17 protein-coding genes are annotated in these 23,681 nt (G+C 61.2%); 7 read left to right on the forward strand and 10 right to left on the reverse strand.

The features are described from left to right. Nucleotides 1–53 precede the first annotated feature (53 nt). Together F6S12_RS08005 and F6S12_RS08010 are read left to right on the forward strand one after the other, a co-directional pair. A complete protein-coding gene (locus F6S12_RS08005) occupies nt 54–1,757 on the forward strand; it encodes an AMP-binding protein (protein WP_194237568.1) in 1,704 nt (567 codons plus the stop codon). A gap of 6 nt (nt 1,758–1,763) precedes the next feature. After that, the gene (locus F6S12_RS08010) at nt 1,764–1,985 is read left to right on the forward strand and encodes a hypothetical protein (RefSeq protein WP_125062762.1); all 222 of its coding nucleotides are present in this window, start codon (nt 1,764–1,766) and stop codon (nt 1,983–1,985) included. A gap of 383 nt (nt 1,986–2,368) precedes the next feature. Here F6S12_RS08010 and F6S12_RS08015 read toward each other — a convergent pair whose 3' ends face one another. From F6S12_RS08015 to F6S12_RS08025, 3 genes are all read right to left on the reverse strand, one after another. Further along, the gene (locus F6S12_RS08015; protein WP_053159463.1) at nt 2,369–3,268 is read right to left on the reverse strand and encodes a hydroxymethylglutaryl-CoA lyase; all 900 of its coding nucleotides are present in this window, start codon (nt 3,266–3,268) and stop codon (nt 2,369–2,371) included. 62 nt (nt 3,269–3,330) lie between these two features. Beyond that, the gene (locus F6S12_RS08020; RefSeq protein WP_011062220.1) at nt 3,331–3,735 is read right to left on the reverse strand and encodes a MerR family transcriptional regulator; all 405 of its coding nucleotides are present in this window, start codon (nt 3,733–3,735) and stop codon (nt 3,331–3,333) included. A 125-nt stretch (nt 3,736–3,860) separates the two neighbouring features. Further along, complete coding sequence (locus F6S12_RS08025) at nt 3,861–4,796, reverse strand: LysR family transcriptional regulator (protein WP_011062219.1); 936 nt, start codon at nt 4,794–4,796, stop codon at nt 3,861–3,863. Nucleotides 4,797–4,975: 179 nt separating this feature from the next. On the opposite strand from F6S12_RS08025, the gene F6S12_RS08030 reads away from it, so the two are divergent. Further along, the gene (locus tag F6S12_RS08030) at nt 4,976–6,205 is read left to right on the forward strand and encodes an acyl-CoA dehydrogenase (protein ID WP_011062218.1); all 1,230 of its coding nucleotides are present in this window, start codon (nt 4,976–4,978) and stop codon (nt 6,203–6,205) included. Nucleotides 6,206–6,247: 42 nt separating this feature from the next. On the opposite strand, the gene F6S12_RS08035 is transcribed toward F6S12_RS08030, so the two are convergent. Further along, nucleotides 6,248–7,630: a phosphate ABC transporter substrate-binding/OmpA family protein gene (locus F6S12_RS08035; RefSeq protein ID WP_315868827.1), complete on the reverse strand. Its 1,383-nt coding sequence runs from the start codon at nt 7,628–7,630 to the stop codon at nt 6,248–6,250. A 294-nt stretch (nt 7,631–7,924) separates the two neighbouring features. Here F6S12_RS08035 and F6S12_RS08040 point away from each other — a divergent pair, with 294 nt between their 5' ends. After that, nucleotides 7,925–8,257: a YegP family protein gene (locus tag F6S12_RS08040; protein ID WP_011062216.1), complete on the forward strand. Its 333-nt coding sequence runs from the start codon at nt 7,925–7,927 to the stop codon at nt 8,255–8,257. 47 nt (nt 8,258–8,304) lie between these two features. Here F6S12_RS08040 and xthA read toward each other — a convergent pair whose 3' ends face one another. Beyond that, nucleotides 8,305–9,117, reverse strand: a complete 813-nt coding sequence (gene xthA, locus F6S12_RS08045) for an exodeoxyribonuclease III (protein ID WP_011062215.1) — start codon at nt 9,115–9,117, stop codon at nt 8,305–8,307. 176 nt (nt 9,118–9,293) lie between these two features. Between xthA and F6S12_RS08050 the strand changes: the two genes are divergently transcribed. From F6S12_RS08050 to F6S12_RS08060, 3 genes are all read left to right on the forward strand, one after another. After that, on the forward strand, nt 9,294–9,944 hold the full coding sequence (locus F6S12_RS08050; RefSeq protein ID WP_011062214.1) for a GNAT family N-acetyltransferase: 651 nt from the start codon (nt 9,294–9,296) through the stop codon (nt 9,942–9,944). 65 nt (nt 9,945–10,009) lie between these two features. After that, nucleotides 10,010–11,737: an autotransporter assembly complex protein TamA gene (locus tag F6S12_RS08055; protein ID WP_015636311.1), complete on the forward strand. Its 1,728-nt coding sequence runs from the start codon at nt 10,010–10,012 to the stop codon at nt 11,735–11,737. Then, nucleotides 11,734–15,411, forward strand: coding sequence for a translocation/assembly module TamB domain-containing protein (locus F6S12_RS08060; protein ID WP_315868828.1), 3,678 nt, complete (start codon nt 11,734–11,736; stop codon nt 15,409–15,411). Before F6S12_RS08055 ends, F6S12_RS08060 begins: the two co-directional genes overlap by 4 nt. 4 nt (nt 15,412–15,415) lie before the next feature. Here F6S12_RS08060 and F6S12_RS08065 read toward each other — a convergent pair whose 3' ends face one another. The 5 genes from F6S12_RS08065 to F6S12_RS08085 form a co-directional block, all read right to left on the reverse strand. Further along, entirely contained in the window at nt 15,416–17,905 is a 2,490-nt protein-coding gene (locus F6S12_RS08065; protein ID WP_015636309.1) for a fimbria/pilus outer membrane usher protein, read from the reverse strand. A gap of 85 nt (nt 17,906–17,990) precedes the next feature. Continuing rightward, nucleotides 17,991–18,740 carry a molecular chaperone gene (locus tag F6S12_RS08070; RefSeq protein WP_015636308.1) on the reverse strand — a complete coding sequence of 250 codons (750 nt, stop codon included), beginning with the start codon at nt 18,738–18,740 and terminating at the stop codon, nt 17,991–17,993. A 72-nt stretch (nt 18,741–18,812) separates the two neighbouring features. Beyond that, the gene (locus F6S12_RS08075) at nt 18,813–19,394 is read right to left on the reverse strand and encodes a fimbrial protein (protein ID WP_077934495.1); all 582 of its coding nucleotides are present in this window, start codon (nt 19,392–19,394) and stop codon (nt 18,813–18,815) included. Nucleotides 19,395–19,673: 279 nt separating this feature from the next. Beyond that, entirely contained in the window at nt 19,674–19,910 is a 237-nt protein-coding gene (locus F6S12_RS08080; RefSeq protein WP_015636306.1) for a hypothetical protein, read from the reverse strand. Between the two features lie 21 nt (nt 19,911–19,931). Next, nucleotides 19,932–23,105, reverse strand: a complete 3,174-nt coding sequence (locus F6S12_RS08085) for a hybrid sensor histidine kinase/response regulator (protein WP_315868829.1) — start codon at nt 23,103–23,105, stop codon at nt 19,932–19,934. Nucleotides 23,106–23,681: the final 576 nt, after the last annotated feature.

Below are 23,681 nucleotides of genomic sequence, written 5' to 3' on the forward strand. Positions count from 1 at the left end.
GCACCTTTCGCCTGGCTCCTGCACACCCACTAATAAAGACAATAGGGGTCGTCATGGAACACTCGGGTTTCCAGCCGGATCGCAGTTACACCCGTGGTACGCAAGACCAGCCGCTGCTGGCGTTGACCATCGGCCAGGCTTTCGATAACACCGTCGCCGCCTATCCCCAGGGTGAGGCTCTGGTGGTGCGCCACCAGCAGCTGCGCTACACCTGGCAGCAACTGCGCGAGGCGGTCGACCTGCATGCCCGGGCGCTGCTGGCTCTGGGGCTCAAGACCGGCGATCGCCTGGGTATCTGGGCCCCCAACTGCGCCCAGTGGTGCATCGCCCAGTTCGCCAGCGCCAAGATCGGCGCGATTCTGGTGAACATCAATCCGGCCTACCGCAGTTCCGAGCTGGAGTATGTGCTCAGGCAGTCCGGCTGCCAGTGGCTGATCTGCGCTGGAGCCTTCAAGACGTCCGATTACCACGGCATGCTCCAGGGCCTGGTGCCCGAGCTGGCGCAACAGTCCATCGGCCAATTGCACAGCGAGCGGTTACCCGATCTGCGCGGGGTGATCAGCCTGGATGCGCAGCCGCCGTCGGGTTTCCTGCCCTGGTCGCAGCTATCGGCGCTGGGGGCGGGGGCCACGGCCGAGCAGTTGCAGGCGCGCCAGGACAGCCTGGATTTCGATCAGCCGGTGAATATCCAGTACACCTCCGGCACCACCGGTTTCCCCAAGGGCGCGACCCTGAGCCACTACAACATCCTCAACAACGGTTACATGGTGGGGGAGAGCCTGGGCCTGACTGCTGCCGACCGGCTGGTGATCCCGGTGCCGCTGTACCACTGCTTCGGCATGGTCATGGGCAACCTGGGGTGCATCACCCACGGCACCACCATGATCTATCCCAATGACGCCTTTGACCCGCTGCTGACCTTGACTGCGGTGGCCGAAGAGCGCGCCACCGGCCTGTACGGCGTACCCACGATGTTTATCGCTGTGCTCGATCAGCCCCGCCGCAGCGAGTTCGACCTGTCGAGCCTGCGGACCGGGATCATGGCCGGGGCCACCTGCCCGATCGAGGTGATGCGCCGGGTGATCAGCGAAATGCACATGAGCGAAGTGCAGATCGCCTACGGCATGACCGAAACCAGCCCGGTGTCGCTGCAGACCGGGCCGGACGACGACCTGGAACTGCGGGTGACCACCGTGGGCCGGACCCAGCCGCACCTGGAGAGCAAGATCATCGACGAGGCCGGCAATGTGGTGCCCCGCGGCACCATCGGTGAGCTGTGCACCCGGGGCTACAGCGTCATGCTCGGTTACTGGAACAACCCTGAGGGCACCCGCGAGTCCATCGATCAGGCCGGCTGGATGCACACCGGTGACCTGGCCACCATGAACCAGCAGGGTTATGTGTGCATTGCCGGGCGCAACAAGGACATGATCATTCGCGGTGGCGAGAACATTTATCCGCGAGAGCTGGAAGAGTTCTTCTTCACCCATCCTGCGGTGGCTGATGTGCAGGTAATCGGCATCCCCTGCGACAGGTACGGCGAGGAGATCGTCGCCTGGATCAAGTTCCACCCCGGCCATTCGGCCAATGAGCTGGAGCTGCAGACCTGGTGCAAGGAGCGTATCGCGCACTTCAAGACGCCGCGTTACTTCAAGTTCGTTGAAGAGTTTCCCATGACCGTGACCGGTAAGATCCAGAAGTTCCGCATGCGCGAAATCAGCATCGAGGAGCTGCGTGAGCGCATGAACAAGGGGTGAACCCGGATGGAGCGTGCATCGGCGCCGGTGCACGCTTTATGGGCAGCAAAGAGGGATCGCAGAAAGCACAAAGGGGAGCCGAAGCTCCCCTTTAATTTTGTCGTTGCGTGCTCTTTTTTTATTATTGAGGGGCGGTCTATTGTTGTTTTTGGCAACCGTTGCCCTTTACTGCTGTTTTTGGCGATCCCCATCCGGGATCAAGAGCAAACGTATTTTTTTGAGCGCTGATTCAATGTGTCGCCAGGGCGATCCAACCAGTTCGGGAGCTACCTCAGGGTAGTTTTATTGTTCTCTGACCGGTTGCGGGTGGCTCTTGCAAGCCCTCCTGCACAGTGCATCCTCTCCAAAAAAATCTGTTAGCTGCGTCTCTGCCGTGTTGTTTTTGTTATCTCAGAGTCGTTACGTCTTATTTTTATTAGGTTTGCTGCTTTTTATTCTTGTTATGCCATAGAGATAGCAGAAGCCGTGCCAACTTTTTAAAGTCCTTTAAAATCAATGACTTGATAATTTTGTAGGACAATCTGTACCGCAACAAATTCGACAAACTGTTTCCGTGTTACTCGTTCCCGCCCCAGATCGGAGTGGCCGGTAACACCCGGCCGCACAATGCCTCAGCTGGGGTTACGCGCCTTGGCCACGCGGGAGCCGGAGGGGCGCCCCAGCACGTTGCAGATCTGCCGGCCGGCGTCGATCAGGCGGTCCATGTCGATACCGGTATGGATGCCCAGGCCATTGAGCAGGTAGAGCACGTCTTCGGTGGCGACGTTTCCGCTGGCGCCCTTGGCATAGGGGCAGCCGCCGAGGCCGGCGATGGAGCTGTCGAACACCGCGATGCCTTCCAGCAGGCTGGCGTAGACATTGGCCAGGGCCTGGCCGTAGGTGTCGTGGAAGTGCCCGGCGAGTTTTTCCCGTGGTACCTGGGCGCCCACCACCTCGAACATGCGCCGGGTGGCACCGGCGGTGCCGGTACCAATGGTGTCGCCCAGAGAGACCTCGTAACAGCCCATGTCATGCAGCTCGCGGGCGACCATGGCCACCTGTTCCGGGGCCACTTCACCTTCATAAGGGCAGCCCAGCACGCACGACACGTAACCGCGCACGCTGATGCCGTGCTGCTTGGCGGCGTCCATGATCGGCACGAAGCGTTCCAGGCTTTCGCTGATGGAGCAGTTGATGTTGCGCTGGGAGAAGGCTTGCGAGGCCGCGGCGAACACCGCCACTTCCTTGACCCCAGCCGCCAGGGCATCTTCGAACCCCCGCAGGTTGGGCGCCAGTGCGCCATAGACAACCCCGGGCTTGCGCTGGATACGGGCGAAGACCTCGGCTGAACCGGCCATCTGCGGCACCCATTTGGGAGACACGAAACTGCCGACTTCTATGTAGCCCAGGCCGGCGGCGGTGAGGGCATCCACCAATTGCACCTTGTCTTCGACGCTGATGGGCTGGGCTTCGTTCTGCAGGCCGTCGCGGGGGCCGACTTCGATCAGGCGTACATGGCTGGGGAGTGACATTCAGGTTCACCTTCTTATAGGGAGTGGCGGATACCGGCGCCCGGGCGCAGGTGTGCCGATGATTATCGGGCGGTGCTTTTCTGGTTCAGGATGGTCTGCTCCAGCGCCTGGGTGCAGCGCTCTTCGGCGGTGTCCAGTTCCAGCTTCATCTGTTCGATGTCGAGCAGTTGCTGTTCGAGCTGTTCGCGACGCTCGGCGATTTTCGCCAGCATGCTGTGCAGCTGCTTCAGGTTGCCGCTGCTCGGGTCGTAGAGCTCGATCAGTTCGCGGCACTCGGCCAGGGAAAAGCCGATGCGCTTGCCCCGCAGGATAAGTTTCAGGCTGACCTTGTCCCGGGGCGAATAGATGCGCTCCTGGCCACGGCGTTCGGGTGCCAGCAGGCCCTGCTCTTCATAGAAACGGATGGCCCGGGTGGTGATGTCGAGCTCGCGGGCGAGGTCGGAAATGCTGTAGGTCTGGCTGCTCATGGAGGCGCTCAAGAGGGGGCTTGGCGCTAAGCTAAAGGCAGGTTGACGTATACGTCAAGCAGTCCGAGCCGATCCCGTTCGCCGGCAAGCCGGCTCCTGCAGTGAGGGCTTGCCGGCGAAAGGACTCAGGCGGTCTGCTGGTCGAGCTTCTTTTCGTAGGCCGTGACCTGCTGGCAGAGCTCGATCATCTGCTCGCGCATCCAGCGGTTGGCCGGGTCCTGGTCGGTGCTCTCGTGCCAGTACAGGTGGGTTTCCACTGGCGGGACATCATTGACCGGCAGGTTGAACGCGTGCAGTTCATGGCGACGGGCAAAGCGCTCCGGTACGGTCATCACCATGTCGGTCTGCTGCAGCACCTGGGAAGCCATCAGGTAATGCTGGGAGCGCAGGGCGATCTTGCGCTGGATACCCATCTTGCCCAGGGCCAGGTCGACATGCCCGAGGCCGCTGCGGCGGCTGGAGATATGGATGTGGGTCAGGGACAGGTAATCGTCCAGGCTGAATTTTTCCTTGCCCGCCAGCGGGTGGCCCTTGCGCATGGCGCACACATAGCGGTCCTCCATCAGCTTGACGTGACGCACCTGGGGGTCGGTATTGAGCGGTGCGTCGACGGCAAAGTCCAGGCGCCCGGCTGCCAGCTCCTTGGTGGTTTCCCGACGCTTGGAGAGAAAGCTTTCGATGATCACCGCCGGCGCCAGGCGCCGCAGGCGCTGGAACAGCGGTGGCAGGATCACCGCTTCGGTGAGGTCGGTCATGCTGATGCGGTAGGTCTTGACCGCTTGCAGGGGGTTGAAAATGCGACTTTCCTGGACCGAAACCCGCAGCAGCGACAGGGCATTGCGCACCGGCCCGATGATGTTCTGCGCCATGGGCGTGGGCACCATGCCCTGGGCTGTACGCACGAAGAGCGGGTCGTTGAAGGTCTCGCGCAGGCGTGCCAGGGCGTTGGATACCGCCGGTTGGGTGATGCCGACGATCTGCCCTGCGCGGGTCAGGTTGGCTTCGGTGTAGATCGCATCGAAAACGATGAAGAGGTTGAGATCGACCTTGCTCAGATTCATTGCGCTGCACTCTTATTGTTAGGGCCTGTGGGAGGGCTCGGAAGCCTGTCGGATCAGCCGATCATATATCGGTGATGAATGTTAATACACGCCGAGAATAGGCTAGGTAAATTTTCGTAGCTGATCTAGCATCGATTTCAGTCCTCCAACACCCGATCGTCACAAAGGTAGAGCTGCCCATGGAATTCGCCTATTCCCCCAAGGTTCAGGAACTGCGTGAGCGTGTCACCGCGTTCATGGATGCCTATGTTTATCCGGCTGAAGCGGTCTTCGAGCGTCAGGTTGCCGAAGGCGATCGCTGGCAGCCGACCGCCATCATGGAAGAGCTGAAACTCAAGGCCAAGGAGGCCGGGCTATGGAATTTGTTTCTGCCTGAGTCGGAGTTGGGGGCAGGCCTGACCAACCTTGAGTACGCGCCGCTGGCGGAAATCATGGGGCGGTCGTTGTTGGGCCCGGAACCCTTCAACTGCTCGGCACCGGATACCGGCAACATGGAAGTGCTGGTGCGCTACGCCAACGAAGAGCAGAAACAGCGCTGGCTGGAGCCATTGCTGCGTGGCGAGATCCGCTCCGCGTTCGCCATGACCGAGCCGGACGTGGCGTCCTCCGATGCCACCAACATGGCGGCCCGTGCGGTACGCGACGGCGACCAGTGGCTGATCAACGGCAAGAAATGGTGGACCTCGGGCGCCTGCGACCCACGCTGCAAGATCCTGATCTTCATGGGCCTGAGCAACCCGGATGCGCCGCGCCACCAACAGCATTCGATGATCCTGGTGCCGGTGGATACCCCCGGGGTGAAGATTGTTCGCCCGTTGCCGGTGTTCGGCTACGACGACGCACCCCATGGCCACGCCGAAGTGCTGTTCGACAACGTCCGGGTCCCCTACGAGAACGTGCTGCTGGGTGAGGGCCGTGGTTTCGAGATTGCCCAGGGCCGCCTTGGCCCGGGCCGGATCCACCACTGCATGCGTTCCATCGGCATGGCGGAGCGGGCGCTGGAACTGATGTGCAAGCGTTCGGTGAACCGTACTGCCTTTGGCAAGCCGCTGGCGCGCCTGGGGGGCAACATCGACAAAATCGCCGACTCGCGGATGGAGATCGACATGGCCCGGCTGCTGACGCTGAAGGCCGCGTACATGATGGACACCGTGGGCAACAAGGTGGCCAAGAGCGAGATTGCCCAGATCAAGGTCGTGGCGCCGAACGTGGCCCTGCGGGTGATCGACCGGGCGATCCAGATCCACGGCGGGGCCGGGGTCTCCAACGACTTCCCGCTGGCCTACATGTATGCGATGCAGCGTACCTTGCGCCTGGCCGACGGCCCGGATGAGGTGCACCGCGCGGCGATCGGCAAGTATGAAATCGGCAAGTATGTACCCAAGGAGCTGATGCGCAGCGGGCATTGAGGGCGATGCGGCCGGCCTGTCGAAAGGCCGGCCGCTGGGAGTTCAGTACACCCACACCTCCACGCGGCGGTTCTTGATCCGCCCTTCGTCGGCACTGTTGGCTGCTACCGGCAGCTCGGCGCCAAAGCCGCGAATCTCGCGAAACACCACGCCGCTCTTCACCAGTTCCCGGCGTACCGCCATGGCCCGCAGTTTGGACAGCAAGGCCGCGCGGGCCGGATCGTTCTTGGCGTCACCGAAGCCGGCCAGGGTCACCTGGCGGTTCATCTTGCCGTGCTGGCGCAGGTAATCCAGTACCCGATTGAGGTCCTGGCGGGCCTTGTTGTCCAGGCTGGCGCTGCCCTCCTCAAAACGAAAGTTGACCGTCAGGCGCTGCGCCTGGCGGGTGAGCGCCTGATAAGCCTCCGGCATCTGCGGGCCGGGAGCGACGCGCATGGCCTGCACGGTCTGGGCGATAAAGCCGTTGGCGGCGACGATGGCCTGGCCCTTGCTGCCCTGGGCAAAGCTCACCAGGGCATCGGCCCAGGGGTTCTGCCCATTGGGCGGCAGGTACAGGTACAGGCGCCGTGACAGCGGGTAATCCTCGGTGGCGATCAGGCTGTTGAGCGGCAGCATCGGCTGTGAGTCGCCGTCGACAATGGCCACCGCCTTGGCCTGGCGCACATAGGGCAGGCCGATGAAACCTATGCCCTGGGGGTCATGGCTGACCGCGTCGGACAACTGCTCGCTGGATTCGAAACGTTTCGCGCCGGGGCTCAGGGTCTTGCCGCGACGGCTGAGTACCAGTTCCTTGAAGGTGTCGTAGGTGCCGGACTGATCATCCCGGGCATAGAGATGTACCGCGCCGCCAATGCCACCCAGTTCTTCCCAGGTCATGGCTTCGCCGCTGAACAGCCGGGCCAGTTGCTCGGTGTTCAGTTGGTTCAGCGGGTTGTGCGGATGCAGGATGATTGCCAGCCCGTCGATGGCGATCACCTGTTCGGCGCTGGGGCTTTTCAGGTCTCCCAGGCTTTCAAGGTCCACCAGCTCGCTGTCCTTGATCGGCCGTGAAGCGGCGGCCAGGTCGGCCCGGGCGGTTTTCAGAGCGGCAAAGCCGGTACTCGAACCGTGGGCGGCCACTTCCACCCGCACCGCTCGGCCTTGGGCGGTTTGCCCCACCACCTGTTGTTCATTGTCTTTGCCACTTGCGGTGATCCTGATATCGCGCAGGCCCTGTTCTTCCATCAGGCCCTTGACCAGGGCCGGGCCCAGCCGGGCGCCGATGGTATTGGAGCCTTGGATGCGCAGGACGGGCGCATTGTCCGGGGCTGGGGGCAGGGCGGCGAATACCGACCAGGGCAGGGCGTAGCAAACGAAACCGATCAGAAACAGGCTGATGGTCCGGCACCAGATATCTCGTTCACTGACGGTGGAAGCGCGGGGCATGGCGGCACTGGCCTTCTATATAGAGGGAGGAGGTAAGTGCTGGGGACATTAAGTCAGGGAGGTGACAGGGATGTGACGGACGGGGCTATTTGCAGAGAAATGGCGAAAGTCTTACATCATAAATAGCTGTTTTCTCTAGATTTTTTGAGATTTGTCCTAAAGACCAACCCCGGAACGGTGCGTAGAGTGGGCAACTTTGTCTGGCGGGGATTGGGGCGACTGCCAACGCGTCATCCCCCGCGGATGCCTCGGCAGTGTTGAGCTGCTATTTCGTAGTGTGCAAAGGAGTTACAAATGAGTGCCTGGTTCGAGCTGAAGCAGTATGGCAGTGGTGCATGCAGATTCTTGCTGAAGACAAAGGAGGCGCAGACCATGCTTCAAAGCGACCGCTACCCTTGCCGGGACAGTGCCGAGGCGGCGCTCGGCCTGTTCCGCGCACACTGCGCTTCCCCGGAACGCTACGTCAAGAAAATTTCGTCGGGCGGCAAACCTTTTTTCAAGCTCAAGTCCGGTAAGGAAGTGATTCTGGTCAGCCACTTGTACGATTCGGAAGCCACCCTCGAGAGCGCCATCAGCGCTATCGCCAGTGCCGGTACCACGGAGCGGGTCGAGCACATACAGTTGTAACCGCAAAAAAAAGCCCATCGGCAGATGGGCTTTTTTGTGCCTGTCGATCAGCCCAGTTCGAGCCAGATCGGCGCATGGTCCGAAGGTTTTTCCATGCCTCGCAGTTCATAGTCGACCCCAGCGTCCTTGACCCGTGGCAACAGCCCCTGGGAAGCCATGATCAGGTCGATGCGCAGGCCGCGCTTGGGCTCATCCTCGAAGCCGCGGCTGCGGTAGTCGAACCAGCTGAAGCGGTCGTTCACCTCGGGGTTCAGGTGACGAAAGCTGTCCACCAGGCCCCAGTTCTTCAGGCGGGCCATCCACTCGCGCTCTTCCGGCAGGAAGCTGCATTTGCCGGTCTTCAGCCAGCGCTTGGCGTTCTCGGCGCCGATGCCAATGTCGCAATCTTCCGGGGAAATGTTCACATCGCCCATCACCACCAGGGGCTGGTCATTGCTGAAACGGCTTTCCAGCAGGTGCTGCAGATCCTGGTAGAAGCGCTCTTTGGCCGGGAATTTGGTGGGATGGTCGCGGCTTTCGCCCTGGGGGAAGTAGCCGTTCATGATGGTCACCGGGGTGCCGTTGGCATCGGCGAAGGTGCCCCAGATAAAGCGCCGCTGGGCGTCTTCGTCGTCACCTTCAAAGCCTTTATGCAGGGCCAACGGTGCCTGGCGCGAGAGCAGGGCTACGCCGTAATGGCCTTTCTGGCCGTGGTAATGCACGTGGTAGCCCAGGGCCTGGATGTCGGCAAGAGGGAACTGTTCGTCGGCGACCTTGGTTTCCTGCAGGCCGATCACGTCCGGCTGGTGTTTGTCGATCAGCGCCGCCAGCTGATGGGGGCGGGCACGCAGCCCGTTGATATTGAACGAGACGATTTTCATGGTCGGCGGTCCTGGCAAAACAGCGATGCTAGCTGACAACGCCCGGGCCGGCCAGCGTGGCGGCGTGGCGGATGCGCTGCTAATGTCCCTGGGGCGCGGGAACGATCAGCGGCGCGCAGGGCTCGTAATAACAAGAACGCGGCCATTTGAGCCGGGTCCAGGGGAGAGTGACCGTCATGCCTGATTCCTCCAATGTCATCGCCGATATTCACCAGCTCGACAGCGGCTATTCCCGCGAAGCGCGGTCGCTGCTGTACCAGGCCTACCGCCATGAGCCGACCTTCGGCTTCATTTTCGAAGCCGATCGCCCCGGCTACGAACAGCGGGTACGAGCCACAGTGCGCGAATTGGTGAAGCAGCATTTTCTTCAGGACCTGCCGGCCATCGGCCTGCTGGTCAATGACCGGCTGATCGGTATCGCCCTGATCGCGCCGCCGCAACGGCGCCTGGGCATCACCGAAAGTTGGGCCTGGCGCCTGCGCATGGTGCTCAGCACCGGGTTTCGCTGCACCCAGCGCTATCTGGAGTATCACCAGGCGGTGCAGGCCTGCCTGCCCAATGATGCGGTGCATGTGCTGCCGCTGCTGGGGGTACATCCGCAGTTTCAGGGCCAGCATTTCGGCGAGCAATTGCTGGCGGCGGTGCACAACTGGTGCGCCGTGGACGAGCATTCCCAGGGTGTGGTGCTGGACACCGGCAATCCGCGTTACCTGGAGTTCTACAAGCGTCAGGGCTATGAAGAGATCGGTGAGATTGCGGTGGGGCCGGTGCGTGAGCACGTATTTTTTCACCCCAACCCGCAGCACTTACAAAGAGCAACAGCCTGATATAGAACTTTCCGTGCACCTGAGCGCTCTATCGCCCTCCCAAGCTCGTGATAGCATCCGCGCCTATGAAGTTTCCAGGAAGATTTACCAGCGGCTTTTTGCTGTTGTTCACAAGCTGTGCGGCGCTGGCGCAGAGCGAATTGGATGTCAGGGTCAAGCCCGCCAATGACGAGTTGAAGGCCAATGTGGAGGGTTACATTGGCAGTGTCGGCGATCGCGATGAAGAAGCCCTGCTGCGGTTCAGCCGGGGCGCCGAGGAGCAGGCGAAGAAAGCCGCCCAGGCCCTGGGCTACTACCAACCGCATATCCAGAGTGAGGTGCGTGGCGGTGACAAACCGCGCTTGACGTTGCGGATCGACCCCGGCGAACCGGTGCACCTGCGCAACGTGACAGTCCGGGTCGAAGGCCCGGCGGCTTCCCTCAAGTCGTTTCGCCTTCCCGACGGCGACCAGCTCAAGCCTGGTGCCGTGCTCAATCATGGCCATTACGAAGACGCCAAGCGCCTGATCCAGAACCAGGCTTCGCGCTATGGCTTTTTCAGCGGGCGCTTTACCCAGCAGAAACTGTCGGTGGACCCCCAGGCAGGTGTCGCGGACATCGACCTGGTCTATGACAGCGGCCCGCGCTACGCGCTGGGCAAGGTCAGCTTTAGCGGCGACTCCCTGTTCGATGAAGACCTGTTGCGGCGCATGGTGCCGTTCAAGGCCGGCGCGCCCTATGACTCCGAACTGATTGCCGAACTCAACCAGGCCCTGCAGTCGAGCGGCTACTTCGAGGGCGTGCGGGTGGACGCCGCGCCTACTGCCGCCGAGCACGAGGTGATTCCGGTGGCGGTCCAGCTGGAAACCCGCAAGCCCCGGACCATGGGCCTCGGCCTCGGCTATTCCACCGACGTGGGGCCGCGGGTCAAGGCCAACTGGACCCGGCACTGGGTCAACCCCCAGGGCCACAGTTACGGCTGGGAGGCGGAAGTTTCTGCCCCGCGGCAGAACGTCGGCCTGTGGTACGACATTCCCCTGGACCCGCCTCTGACCGACAAGCTGCGGTTCGCCGGTGGTTACCAGAATGAAGAGATTGCCGGCACCGATACCCTGAGTAAGTTGCTCACCATCGGTCCCGAGTGGCACAGCAAGTTGCCCAGCGGCTGGCAGCGGGTACTGTCGCTGAAGTATCAGCGAGAGGAATATCGCCTCGGGGACGACTCGGGCCTGAGTAATCTGCTGATGCCTGGCCTGACTTATTCCTACCTGCGCAGCGACAATCGCATCGACCCGCATAACGGCTATCGCATTCAGTTCGACACCAAGCTGGCCAAGGAAGGGGTCGGTTCCGACACCAACCTGCTGTATGGCACGGTGCTGCTCAAGGGCCTGACCACGGTCTGGGACAATCACCGCTTTCTCGGGCGAGTGCAGTTCGGTGGCAGTGCCACCAATGGCTACAAGTCGATTCCGCCGTCCTTGCGCTTCTTTGCCGGTGGCGACCAGAGCGTTCGGGGCTACGACTATCAGACCCTGTCACCGGAAAACTCCGAAGGCGATCGCATCGGCGGCCGCTACATGGTGGCCGGTAGCGTCGAGTACCAGTATTCGATCGCCGAGAAATGGCGGATCGCGACCTTTGTCGACCAGGGCAACTCTTTCAACAAGCTGGAGCTGCCTAACCTCAAGACCGGGGTGGGCGTCGGCGTACGCTGGGTTTCGCCAGTGGGACCGATCCGGGTCGACCTGGCCCACGCGATGAATGACGATGGCGGCATCCGCTTGCACTTTTCCATGGGGCCAGAGCTTTGAAGCGTGGTTTGAAGATAACGCTGCTGGCGATTGTTGCGCTGGTGATCCTGATCATTCTGGCCGTGGCCAGCGTACTCGGAACCCAGGCTGGCAGCCGCTGGGCCCTGGCGCGAGTGCCGGGGCTGACCCTGGAAAATTTCGAGGGCCGCCTTGGCGGGCACTGGAGCGCCGATCATCTGCTCTGGCAACAGGAGGGCAACCGGGTCGAGCTCAATGCCGTGCAGTTCACCTGGTCGCCCGGCTGCCTGCTGCGCATGACCCTGTGCATCGAGCAGTTGGAAGCCGATCAGGTCAGCCTGCTGTTCCCTCCGAGCGGCGAAACCGAAACCAGTTCGGAGCCCATCAGCCTGCCGGAACTGAAGCTGCCGTTGGCCATCGAGTTGGGGCAAGTGCGTGTGGGCAGCCTGCTGTTCAATGGCAGTGAAGAACTCAAGACCCTGCAGCTGGCGGCGCACTGGACTGCCCAAGGCCTGCAGATCGACTCTTTGCACCTAAAGCGCGATGACCTGAGTCTGGACCTTTCCGGGCTGCTGCAACCCAGTGGCGACTGGCCCCTGACCGCCCAAGGCAACCTCGGCTTGCCCGCTCCCGGCGGTGGCCCCTGGTCCCTGGCGTTGAAGGTTGAAGGCGACCTGCTCAAGACTCTGCAGCTCAATGCCGACAGCCGTGGCTACCTGCAAGGGCAATTGAGCGGCCAGGTGCAGCCCCTGGTGGAGAACCTGCCAGCCCAGGTGCGAATCACTGCCGATGGGTTCAAGGCCAGCGCCGATCTGCCGGACACCCTGCAACTGGATCAGCTGGAGCTGACTGGCAGGGGCGACCTGAAAAGCGGCTACCAGCTCGCCGGCAAGGCCAGCCTGCCGGCGGAGCAGGGCCCGGTGGCCCTGTTGCTGCAAGGCAAGGTCGACGCCAAGGGCGCACAGATTGCCGCCCTGGACCTGAGCGCCAACGACAAGCAACACCTCAAGCTCAGTGGGCAACTGGACTGGAGCGAAGGTTTTGCCGCCGAGGCCAAGCTGGCCTGGCTGGACTTCCCCTGGCACCGTCTGTATCCGCTGATTGACGAGCCGGCGGTGCGGGTCCGCAGTTTTGATGCCGAAGTGGCTTACCGTGACGGTAACTACCTGGGCAACTTCAAGGGCGACCTGGACGGCCCGGCAGGCGCGTTCAGCCTGAGCAGCCCGTTCAGCGGCGACCTGACGAAAATCTATCTGCCGCAGTTCAAGCTGGCGGCGGGCCAGGGCAAGGCCGAGGGCCACCTGAACCTGCAGTTCGCCGACGGCATTGCCTGGGATACCGCCCTGGATCTGTCGGCCATCAACCCCGCGTACTGGGTGGCGGAGCTGCCCGGAACCCTGGCCGGCCCCCTGCGCAGCCAGGGCGAAATGAAGAACCAGCAACTCAAGCTCAATGCCAACCTCGACCTCAAGGGACGCTTGCGCGGACAGCCGGCGGTTCTCCAGGCCAAGGCCGACGGAGCGGACGAGCAATGGACCCTGGGCGCGCTGGACATCCGCCTGGGAGACAACCGGATCAACGGCTCCGGCAGCCTGCAACAGAAGATCACCGGCCAGCTGGATATCAAGATGCCGCGCCTGGGTCAGCTCTGGCCCGAGTTGCGTGGGCAGCTCAACGGTCGACTGGACCTGGCCGGCACTCTCAAGGCGCCACAGGGCAAGCTGGACCTGGCTGGGCAGCAACTGGCCTTTGCCGAAAACCGCCTGCAGAACCTCAAGTTGGACGCCACTCTGGATGGCGCGCAAAAGGCCCAGGTGGACCTCAAGGGCAGCGGGATTCAACTGGGCGACACGCAGTTGGGGACCCTGACCCTGGCCGGCCAGGGCGACATCAAGAAACAGAAACTGCAACTGGACCTGCAAGGACCGCTGTTGAAACTGGCCCTGGGCCTGGATGGCGCCCTGGACCAGGGCAGCTGGCGCGGGCGCCTGGCCAGCGGCGATGTACAGACCGGCGGCCAGGACTGGAAGCTGCAGAACCCGGCCCGGCTTGAGCGGCTGGCCAACGGCACGCTGAACTTCGGTGCCCACTGCTGGGCCAGCGGCGATGCCAGCCTGTGCGGTGAAGACCAGCGGCTGATGCCGGACCCGAAACTGCGTTATCACCTCAAGCGTTTTCCCCTCGACAGCCTGGCGCAGTGGTTGCCCAAGGATTTCGCCTGGAAGGGCATGCTCAATGCCGATGTGCAATTGGACTTGCCGGCCAGCGGGCCCCAGGGCCAGATCATGCTGGACGCCAGCGGTGGTACCCTGCGGGTCAAGGAAAAGGACCAGTGGCTGGATTTCCCCTATCAGGCATTGAAGCTCAATACCCGACTCACCCCGAGGCGCATCGACACGCAGTTGCAGTTCAACGGCGGCAAACTGGGTGAGCTGATGCTCCAGGCGCAGATCAATCCCTTGCCGAAAAGCAAACCGCTGTCCGGTGATTTCCGCCTCAGCGGCCTGGATCTGTCCGTGGCGCGGCCGTTCGTGCCCATGGTGGAAAAGCTCAGCGGCAGCCTCAATGGCAGCGGTCGTTTGTCTGGCGGCCTGCTGGCGCCTCAGGTCAACGGCAACGTGCAGTTGTCCGGGGGCGAGGTGTCCGGCTCCGAGTTGCCCATCAGCCTTGAAGACCTGCAACTGAGCGCGCAGATCGCTGGCGAGAGCGTGCAGCTCAACGGCGGCTGGAAAAGCGGCAAGGCCGGGCAGGGCAGCCTCAATGGCAACATCGCTTGGGGCCGGGCGCTATTGGTGGACCTGAGCCTCAAGGGCACCCAACTGCCGGTGACGGTGGAGCCCTATGCGGCGCTGGAGGTGGCGCCGGACCTGAAGATCTCGCTGCAGGAGGAAAAGCTGGCGATTGCTGGCAAGGTGCTGATCCCCAAGGGCCAGATCACCGTGCGCGAATTGCCGCCCTCGACGGTCAAGGTCTCCGACGACACGGTGATCGTCGGCCAGCAGACCGACGACGGCAAAAAGCCCATGGCCATGGCTATGAACATCGATGTGGAGGTGGGCCAGGACAAGCTGGCCTTCAGCGGTTTCGGCCTGACTGCCAACCTGCAGGGGCACGTGCACATTGGTGACAATATGGATACCCGCGGTGAACTGTGGCTCAACGACGGCCGCTATCGGGCCTACGGCCAGCGCTTGACCGTGCGTCGTGCGCGGCTGCTGTTTGCTGGCCCCATCGACCAGCCTTACCTGGACATCGAGGCCGTGCGCCAGACTGACGACGTGATTGCCGGCATCCGCCTGAGCGGCAGCGCCGAGCAACCGGCGACGCAGATATTTTCGGAACCGGCCATGAGCCAGGAACAGGCGCTGTCCTATCTGGTTCTGGGGCGCCCGCTGACGTCCACCGGTGAAGACAACAACATGCTGGCCCAGGCGGCTCTAGGGCTGGGGCTGATGGGCAGCTCGGAACTGACCGGAGGCATTGCCAAGAACCTGGGCATTCAAGACTTCCAACTCGATACCCAGGGCAGCGGCAACAACACCAGCGTGGTGGCCAGCGGCGCCATTTCCGAAAGGCTCAGCCTGCGCTATGGCGTCGGGGTCTTTGAGCCCGCCAGTACCATCGCTCTGCGTTACAAGCTGAGCAAGAAGGTCTATCTGGAAGCGGCGAGCGGTTTCGCCAGCTCCCTGGATATCTTTTACAAGCGCGATTTCTGAGGAATCAGGGGCGGCACACCAGGTTCGCCCGCTCATAGTTCAGCGCCTTGTCGCGTTCGGGCAAGGCATAAGGCGCTTCACACCTCTGGCCCTGCCAGTGGATAGTCAGGGTACCGGTGTCGGCTTCAACCAGTGCCAGAGCCTTGCCACCAGGGTCAGAGATCGCCAACTGTTTGCCAGTGCTGTCCTCGAGCGACGCGCCAAACGGAATCGGCTGGTGCTTGGCGTCGAACAGCGCAAACTGCACCCGCCGTCCGGTCTTGCTGGTGTAACGCGCCAGCACCACGGCACCACGACGTGGCACCACTTGCCGGGTCCCACTGTCGATCTCGATATCGGCGCCCAGGTCTCGAGTGTCGAGGTTGATCCAGTTCACGCGATAGGGCTGCGCATTGGGGATCACGGCGAAGCCGTTGCTGCCGGTCCTGGCTCCGGAGAAGCTGCCGATTTTCACCCCTTTCACCCCTTCTGCGCCTTCGACTTGCGCCAGCGCGAACGTTTCGCCCACGGTTTGTCCCAGGTTGATTCCGCCGGCATGGCCGACGATCGAACCCGACAGGTTAAGGTTTTGCGCGTTGTAACCGCGCCCCTGGCTGTAACCGGCGCTGATATCCATAAATGAGGTGCGGGTGCTGAGGTTGACTGAGCCGGAGCTGCCGCCGTTGCTGCTGTTGCCGGCTTGCACTGAGTAATAGGTGTCGCTGTCTTGCGCCAGATAGCCGTTGATGCCCATTTGCGTGGTATCGCTGGATTTCTGCGTGCTGGCCGAGACGAAGGCGCGGGGTGCACGAGGCTTGGAGCCCAGCGGGAACGATATGGACAGGTTCACCAGTGTGTCATTGTTCGCCGGCCCGTAGTTGCCGACATCCTTGGAGTAGGTGGCGCCGAGGTTGTAGCTCACATCGCCCCAATAGTTGCTGTAACCCGCCGACAGGCTTTGCGAGCCCCCGCGTCCCCAGTAACGCTGGTCGCTGGCGTTGATGTAGGCGCTGCCGTATCGCTGGTTTCGGCCCAGGCTCTGGTTGACGGTCAGGTCGGTACGGGTTTTCGAGTTGCCGATACGCTTCTGACCGTCGTTGCTCAGTTCCTCGACGTGCTCGGTGAGGGTGCGATAGCCCTCGGTCGAGTAGCGATAGGCGGCGAGGGTGAAGTTGGTGTCGGTGCCGGTGAACGTCTTCGCATACAGCGCGCGCAGGCTGTTGCCGGTGATGGTTTTGCCGAAAGTGCTGCTCATGGAGTGGGTCAAGTCCAGCGAGACGGCACCGATAGTTGTATTGCGGCCAGTCCCCACGGACAGCGCCTTGAAGTTTTCCGAGGCCTGCACCCCGACGATCCCGGACAAGTTACTGCTGATGCCGTATGCCAGGGTGCTGCTGACAAATTGCGGTGACTTCTGGTCAACGCTGTTGCTGTTGTACCGGCCGGCCGAGACGCTGTACTTCAACTGGCCCTCACGGACCATGATCGGCAGGCTGGAAAATGCCTGCACCGTCACCCGGCGGCGGCCATCGGCTTCGATAATCGTCACTTCCAGGTCGCCGTTGGAGCCGCTGGGGTAGATATCGCTGATCTCGAATGGCCCCGGCGGCACGTTGGCGGTGTAGAGGAGGTAGCTGTCCTGGCGAATCTCCACGGTGGCGCTGGACTGCGCAATGCCGCGAATGATTGGCGCATAACCGCGCTCGCTGTCGGCACGCATGCCGTCGTCGGACGCCAGTTTCAGGCCGCGATAGCGCACGCTGTCGAACAGGTCGGCATCTGAAAAAATATCCCCGGCGCTGAACTGGCCCTTCAGGGCAGTCACGTCATGTTGCAGATAGCTGCGGTTACTTTTGAATGTGCTGGGGCGGCCGGTGCTGCTGCTGAAGTTCGATTCGTTACGCAAGCGCCAGGCGCCGAGGTTGATGCCGTTGCGCAGGCCGATGTTGTTGGACAGGGTATTTTCACCCCGAGTGCCGTTGCGGCTGCTGCTCAACTGATAGTTGATGAATGCGGCGGGAACGCCTTCGTCCCATAGGGCCGAGTCGACATAACCACGTCGGCCACGCACCATGGCGCGTTGCGGAACACTGACGATCAAGCGCAGACGGGGTACGTCGTAACGCACGCTGGCGTGATCGATCAAGGCGGGCAAGTCCAGGCAGGCATCGGGATCATCGCTGCTCAGTTTGCCGCTGGCTTGCAGCTTGCCGATGTCGACCCCCAGTTGCTGCACTATTTCCAGAGTCAGGCAGGCCTCGACCTTGCTCGTGCCGGGAGGGCGACGAAAATCGATGTCGCGGCGGCCGACCAGCGTTTCGTTGCCGTACAGGTCCACCCGATAGATGCCGGGCAGCACACGACTGCTGGCGAGCAATGGTTGCAGATCCACAGAAGATGGTGCGCCTAGGAGAAACGAGGTATTGAACTGTTCATCGTCATCGGCCACGCAGGTGGTGCTGAATAACAGAACAATCGAAAATGGCGCCCATCTGTCGCGCTTGAGTAAAAACATGCAGGAACCCCATATCACCTCCGATACGAACTAACGGAGCGAAGAGAAATACAGTGGAAGTTCAGCCGTCACAGCGGCGCTTAAGTTATGGGGTTTGTTTATTCAAACTGGCTCGGGTATCGGCACTGTTGGAAATTTGTGCTCCATAACGATCTTGTGCGCCATAATCATTAATGCTTTTGAATAAAAGACGGGCTGTATTGGCGTTGTGAAGTTGTTTAAGGGGGAAGCTTTTTTGCTCGCCGGGGGCAATCATCATTGATTCAACGGGTTGCTCACTGACGGTGCCGGATTGAAGTGTGATTTCGGCAATCGACACGTGATACCGGCCAGGGTTGTTCACCACCAACAGGTGCTTGCCGGCTTGTTCTGTCAGGCGCCAGGTCAGTTCGCTCGGTGCCAGATAGGCGTTGTTTTTCAGGCCTGCCGGGCGGAAGAACACCTTGATGCGCTGACGCACGGCCAGTTGCAAGGTGTTCTTGGATTTCGCCGCTTGAGGGATCTCTTGCACATTGAGCCACACCACCGACTCGCGGTCGGATGGCATGCCCGTGCCTTCGTAGATCACCCGCAATATTTGCTGTTCGTCGCCGCTGACGCGCACCAGTGGCGGCGTGACGGCAAAGGGTACTGCTGCGGTTTCGCTGGAGTCGGTGTCGATCCACGACTGGATCAACACGTCTTCACCGCTGTTGCGCACGGTGATTCCGGCCTCCTTGTGCTGGCCGTCGAAAATCAGCCGGGTGCTGCTCAAGGAAATTCCGGCCATGGCCTGATTGACCATGAACAGGCTCAGCAGGCCTGCACAAAAGGATAGTGAGTGACGATAAAACATGAGGGCTACCGCGCAAGTGAATGAGGATGCGGGGCCGACCGGCCCCGCACCGGGCTTGTGTGTTCGCGCGGATTATTCGTATTGCAGCGTGAACGGTAGGGTGGCGTCGCCACGACCGGCAACAGCCTGTGCCGGAGTGCCGGTGGTTACGTAGGCTGCGGAGAATTTGAGGGTGGCGTTGCTGTCTTGCAGAGAGTTTTCGATCTTTGCGGTGCTTGCCGTGCGGAGGTCGATCACCTCGCCATTGGAGTCAAGCAGCGCAATGCCGATACCTTTCGCAGCCCCCAGACCGTCAATCAGACGAAGCACCTTGGTACCGGGCACGAGACCCGAACCTGCGCCCGAGGTTGGTTTGAAGATCATTGCGACCTTAGTACCGGCGTTGCAGTTGATCTTCATGCTGAAGTTTTCGACGTTCAGTGTGCCGTTGCCTTTAGGCGCGCTGGGAGTGCCCATGTCTTTGATCGACACTTCGCCCATTTCGACCGCTATGGTTTTACCCTTGCCAGCGCCTTCAACGGAGCAGGCATCGTTGTTGATGGTGCCGGTGAAGTTGATAGTGCCACTACCGGCCTGGACGGGGTCATCTGCCAGGGCGTTGCCAGCGGCGGCGATGATTGAAAGGGCGAGAAGTGCGCGAGTTAGCTTTTTCATGTTGTTTTCCAGTGGTTAGGTTTAAAACAACAACACGATATAACGCGATTTTTTGGTGGTACATCAGACGATTCCTAGAAGTTAATTGCAGCTGGAATGTAGTTGTCTATTGGTTTGAGTTTTTTCTAGTTATGTTAGTAATCCAGAAGTGTATGGTTGCTGTTGGCGCCAAGTTTGCTCGTGGCAAGAGTTTTTGAATGCTTGTTATCTTTTCGCTCTTAAGTCAATTGTTGCTGACTCCCACTCCCGGAACAAATCAACGCACTATTTTATGTTCCTTTAGCAACAAATGAGTAAAACGCTCGGCACTGCTGCGCACCGGCTTGCCACGATCTCTTGCAGGCGCGTCAGGCTCAGCGGGTTGGAAATTATCGTCAGCGCCAGCACCAGCACGTTGGGGAAGTGCCGCGTCAGGTATTCCATCAGCGCGCAAGCATTGGCCACGCTCAACCAGCTCTCGTACCCCCCCAGGACGATGGGGTGGTCATTGGCAATGGCAACCTTGAGGGTTTCCATGGCTGATTATCCGCATTGAAATTATTCAAGGGTGTCCAGCAGGTCTTTCAATCGAGCCAGATTCTGGCGCACCTCCAGGTCCAGGGCGCTGGTCACGCTCATGCCGTTCAGGCGACACTCCAGCTCGACGAAGGTTGTGGCCAGTTCCTCGAGCTGTACCGCACCCAATGCACCGGCCATGCTGTGCAGCTGTTGCGCCACGCGATGGGCATCGGCGTTGTCCAGTGCCGTCAGCGTGACCTGCATGTCCTGGCGTAGCGTCGTGACAAAGAGTTCGCGCATGTTCGATGACAGCTTTAGAGGCGCAACGCTGGTCGCCGGTAGGGCGATTTTGCAATGTCTTTCCAGGTGCGCGCGCAGGGTGGCGAGGTTCAGCGGCTTGACCATCCAGGCGTTCATGCCGACGCTAGCGCAGCGCTCGCCTTCTTCGCGCAAGGCGTTGGCGGTGACGCCGATAATCGGCAAGGCCTGATCCAGTTGTCGCAACGCCGTGGTCAATTGGTAGCCGTTCATGACCGGCATATTGACGTCGGTCAGCAGCAGATCGAAACGTCCGGGCGACCACTGCGCCAGGGCAAGCTCGCCATTGGCCGCGACGACCACCGAGCAGCCCAGCACTTCCAGTTGCTCCTTGATGATCGCCGAGTTGATCACATTGTCTTCCGCCACTAGCACTTGCAGATTCAACTGCCGGGGGGTATCCGGCGACGAAGGTTGGCTGTCGGTGCGAGCGCCGTGCTGGGCCTGGTAAATCGCCCAGGCGATCGCGCGGACATCATGGGCGTCGACTTCTCGGACGGTACCGCGTAATTGCGAAGGGTTGGGGCCATCCGCCGTGGCGACGACCTTCGGACCCGGCCAGGCCGCGGTATTGGCCAGCGAGCAAAGCTCTACCAGCAGTGCCGATGACACTGGTGTACCGGCCGTCAGCGGGTGGCAGTCGAGGCCAAAACGCTTGAGCCAGGCCATCAGGTGTTGGGCCTGTTCAGCGACCTTTGCACGCACATAGACGGCGGCGCTGCCGGGGCCGAACACAGGGCAATCGGCCAGCTCACCGGGTGCGTGTTCCAGCGAGAGTTGAAGGATGAAACTGCTGCCGAGCCCGGGCTCGCTGACCACGTTCAACTGGCCCGCCATCAACTCGCACAGCCATTTGCAAATGGCCAGTCCCAATCCGGCACCGGCTTGCGCGTTGGCGTCGTTGACCTGATAGAAAGGGTCGAACAGTTGCTGTTGTTGCGCCTGGGTAATCCCCTTTCCCGAATCGCTGACTTGCCATTGCACATGGGCACGGCCGTCGTCGCTTTCCAGCAACTGAACCCGCAGCACCACGCGACCGTTATCGGTGAACTTGATGGCGTTGCTCAACAAGTTGTTGAGGATCTGGCGAATCCGTATCGGGTCACCGCGCAACCGGTCCGGCAGCGCCTGGTCGATGCAGGCATAGAGCAGCAGGCCCTTGGATCGGGCGAAGGCGCTGTAGGTGCGCACGGTGTCTTCGGTCAGCTCCAGCGGGCAGAAATCCTCAAGTTCGAGGGTCATCTGTCCGGCTTCGATTTTCGACACATCCAGTACATCGCTGACCAGTTGGAACAACGTGGCGGAGGAGCGCTGGATGGTGTGCAGGTAATCCTGCTGGCGCGGGGCGAGCGAGGTCAGGCCAAGCAGCTCCAGAGTTCCCAGCACGCCGTACAGGGGAGTACGGATCTCGTGGCTCATGGTGGCGAGGAAACGGCTTTTGGCCTGGTTTGCCGAGTCGGCGGCCTGGCGCGCCTCTTCCAGCGCCGCTGCATCTTCGACATGCCGGGTCACGTCATGCAACGCACATAACCAGGCGTCCTGGCCCTGATAGCGGGTGGGCACGAAGGCAACATGCAAGTGGCGCCCATTGATTTCAAGATCGGCATGACCGGGGCCCGTAAGGGGCGTGAGCAAGCTCATCAGTTGGCCGTTGTCGTGCCATTGCTGGGCGCGCTGGTTTTCCAGCAGCACCTGGTGATCGCTGCGGCGAATCACGCACAGGCCGGTCGGCGCCGTATCGATCACCGTGCGGCTGAACGCCTCGCTTTCAGCGATGCTGGCGTGGGCGCTCTGCGCGGGCAGGATGACCCGGGCCTGGTACCAGCGATTGATCGCCCGACTGCAACCGAGCAGCGCAAGCACCAGCGCGACCAGGCCAAGCAATGGCCACAGCGCGTAATCGAGGAAGCTGCGCAGGCTGATGAAGTAGATCGCCGTCCAGTGATGCTCCCCGGGGCTGCTCAGTTTGAACACCAGGCCGTCGCGGTTGAAGTTCACCCCTTCATCCAGCACCTCGCCGGGTTTCAGAGCTCCGGTCAATACCACGCCACGAGGGGTGATCAAGGTGAAGTCATCGTAGATCGACCACTGCATCAACCGCTCGATGTTGTTGACCTGAGACAGGTTCATCAGCGAGCCCAGCACCACCCAGGTATCGGCGCCCTCGACGGTCAATGCGGTTTTCGCCAGGTTGATACTCACGTACGCCAGCAGGGTGGGGGCGCTCTTGTCGTCATTGGAAGAGACATAGGGTTCCCAGTGCACCTGAAAATCTGGCAATGGTGAGTTCTGCCCGCGCAGGCGCTTGTTCAAGCGGGTCATCGCATCGATCAGATCGCCCATAGGCATCGGTATCCGTCCCGGACCGCGCAAACGCCCGGTGGAGGGTACGGCAAGGTCAAAATTGTCGGGGCCATTGATCAGGGCGACTTGGGGCGACTGATAGTGCGAGGCCGACCAGAATGCGCTGTAATAGGCCGCCAAATGAGTACCCAGCGCAAAGATCTTCGGGTATTGGCTGGGGGCAATCCTGTCCGTATTGATCTTCAAGCTATAGGGCAGCGAAAACGGCAGGCCGCGGCCCTCGTAAATATTCGGCCCTTCCTCGGGCAGGGGTTTTTGTGAGTAGGGTGGCAACATGAGACTGGGCAGCCGTTCGCTCTTGACGCTTTCCCGGGCGATATCCTGCAGGAACACTTCCTGTTCGTGGACATTCTCCATCAGCCGGGCGAAGTGAAACTGCAAGGTTTCGCGCCGCTCTTCGATCATGCGCGTCACCCCCACATAGCTGATGCCCAGCAACAGCAACAACAGGGCTCCGAGCACCAGCAGGCTCTTGTTCAGGCGCGAGGAACTGCTGGCGAGTTTCTCCAGAAGGGCATTGGGATGTGGCATTAGAGGACCTGGGTAGCAGTGATGAGAGAGCCGTTGGACACAGTGACCTCGATGGCAAGTGACGGGCCTCGACACCCGCTTGCCAATCCATACGCGTTTGTCGGCCCGTCATGGGACAGCAACGGCTGGAATTGATCCGAAGAATATGGCGTGAAAGATCAGGAAACCCTGAATCTGAGTGCAGTCGATTTTACGCAACAGATCAAGTTCTTGCGCGGTCTCCAAGCTTCCCGTCACCACCGTTAGACCAACGGGGGACCGAGCCGGGCAACGCAGGTTGGCGCCTGCGTCAGTACCTCGTTGGCGCTGCAGTCGTGCACCTGTATGCGGTCGATCTCCAATTCGCTCAAGGGGGGGGATGCCGGGTGCACGTGCGATCCATGGCCTTTGTCGAAGTCATCGTGGAATAGGGCAATCCCGTTGACTCACAGGCGGTAGGCAGAGGCATGAAGACTACTAATCGTCAGCGGGTTGGTGATGACGCCCGCCTGTTCAGCATAAAGACCAAGTCCATTGGTCAACTAATTACAAAGCAACCTAACTATTGCGTTGACATTCGCTGCCTAGGCAGTAACA

The organism is Pseudomonas sp. JV245A (assembly GCF_032424515.1).
Taxonomy (GTDB): domain Bacteria; phylum Pseudomonadota; class Gammaproteobacteria; order Pseudomonadales; family Pseudomonadaceae; genus Aquipseudomonas; species Aquipseudomonas protegens.

What these genes read in the sequence shown, in the direction of transcription:
- F6S12_RS08040 (WP_011062216.1), top strand. Translation starts at nt 7,925, where the DNA reads ATGAGTGCCTGGTTCGAGCTGAAGCAGTATGGCAGTGGTGCATGCAGA.
- F6S12_RS08065 (WP_015636309.1), bottom strand. Translation starts at nt 17,905, where the DNA reads ATGTTTTTACTCAAGCGCGACAGATGGGCGCCATTTTCGATTGTTCTG.
- F6S12_RS08015 (WP_053159463.1), bottom strand. Translation starts at nt 3,268, where the DNA reads ATGTCACTCCCCAGCCATGTACGCCTGATCGAAGTCGGCCCCCGCGAC.
- F6S12_RS08050 (WP_011062214.1), top strand. Translation starts at nt 9,294, where the DNA reads ATGCCTGATTCCTCCAATGTCATCGCCGATATTCACCAGCTCGACAGC.
- F6S12_RS08070 (WP_015636308.1), bottom strand. Translation starts at nt 18,740, where the DNA reads ATGTTTTATCGTCACTCACTATCCTTTTGTGCAGGCCTGCTGAGCCTG.
- F6S12_RS08075 (WP_077934495.1), bottom strand. Translation starts at nt 19,394, where the DNA reads ATGAAAAAGCTAACTCGCGCACTTCTCGCCCTTTCAATCATCGCCGCC.
- F6S12_RS08025 (WP_011062219.1), bottom strand. Translation starts at nt 4,796, where the DNA reads ATGAATCTGAGCAAGGTCGATCTCAACCTCTTCATCGTTTTCGATGCG.
- xthA (WP_011062215.1), bottom strand. Translation starts at nt 9,117, where the DNA reads ATGAAAATCGTCTCGTTCAATATCAACGGGCTGCGTGCCCGCCCCCAT.
- F6S12_RS08055 (WP_015636311.1), top strand. Translation starts at nt 10,010, where the DNA reads ATGAAGTTTCCAGGAAGATTTACCAGCGGCTTTTTGCTGTTGTTCACA.
- F6S12_RS08085 (WP_315868829.1), bottom strand. Translation starts at nt 23,105, where the DNA reads ATGCCACATCCCAATGCCCTTCTGGAGAAACTCGCCAGCAGTTCCTCG.
- F6S12_RS08080 (WP_015636306.1), bottom strand. Translation starts at nt 19,910, where the DNA reads ATGGAAACCCTCAAGGTTGCCATTGCCAATGACCACCCCATCGTCCTG.
- F6S12_RS08030 (WP_011062218.1), top strand. Translation starts at nt 4,976, where the DNA reads ATGGAATTCGCCTATTCCCCCAAGGTTCAGGAACTGCGTGAGCGTGTC.
- F6S12_RS08020 (WP_011062220.1), bottom strand. Translation starts at nt 3,735, where the DNA reads ATGAGCAGCCAGACCTACAGCATTTCCGACCTCGCCCGCGAGCTCGAC.
- F6S12_RS08035 (WP_315868827.1), bottom strand. Translation starts at nt 7,630, where the DNA reads ATGCCCCGCGCTTCCACCGTCAGTGAACGAGATATCTGGTGCCGGACC.
- F6S12_RS08005 (WP_194237568.1), top strand. Translation starts at nt 54, where the DNA reads ATGGAACACTCGGGTTTCCAGCCGGATCGCAGTTACACCCGTGGTACG.
- F6S12_RS08010 (WP_125062762.1), top strand. Translation starts at nt 1,764, where the DNA reads ATGGAGCGTGCATCGGCGCCGGTGCACGCTTTATGGGCAGCAAAGAGG.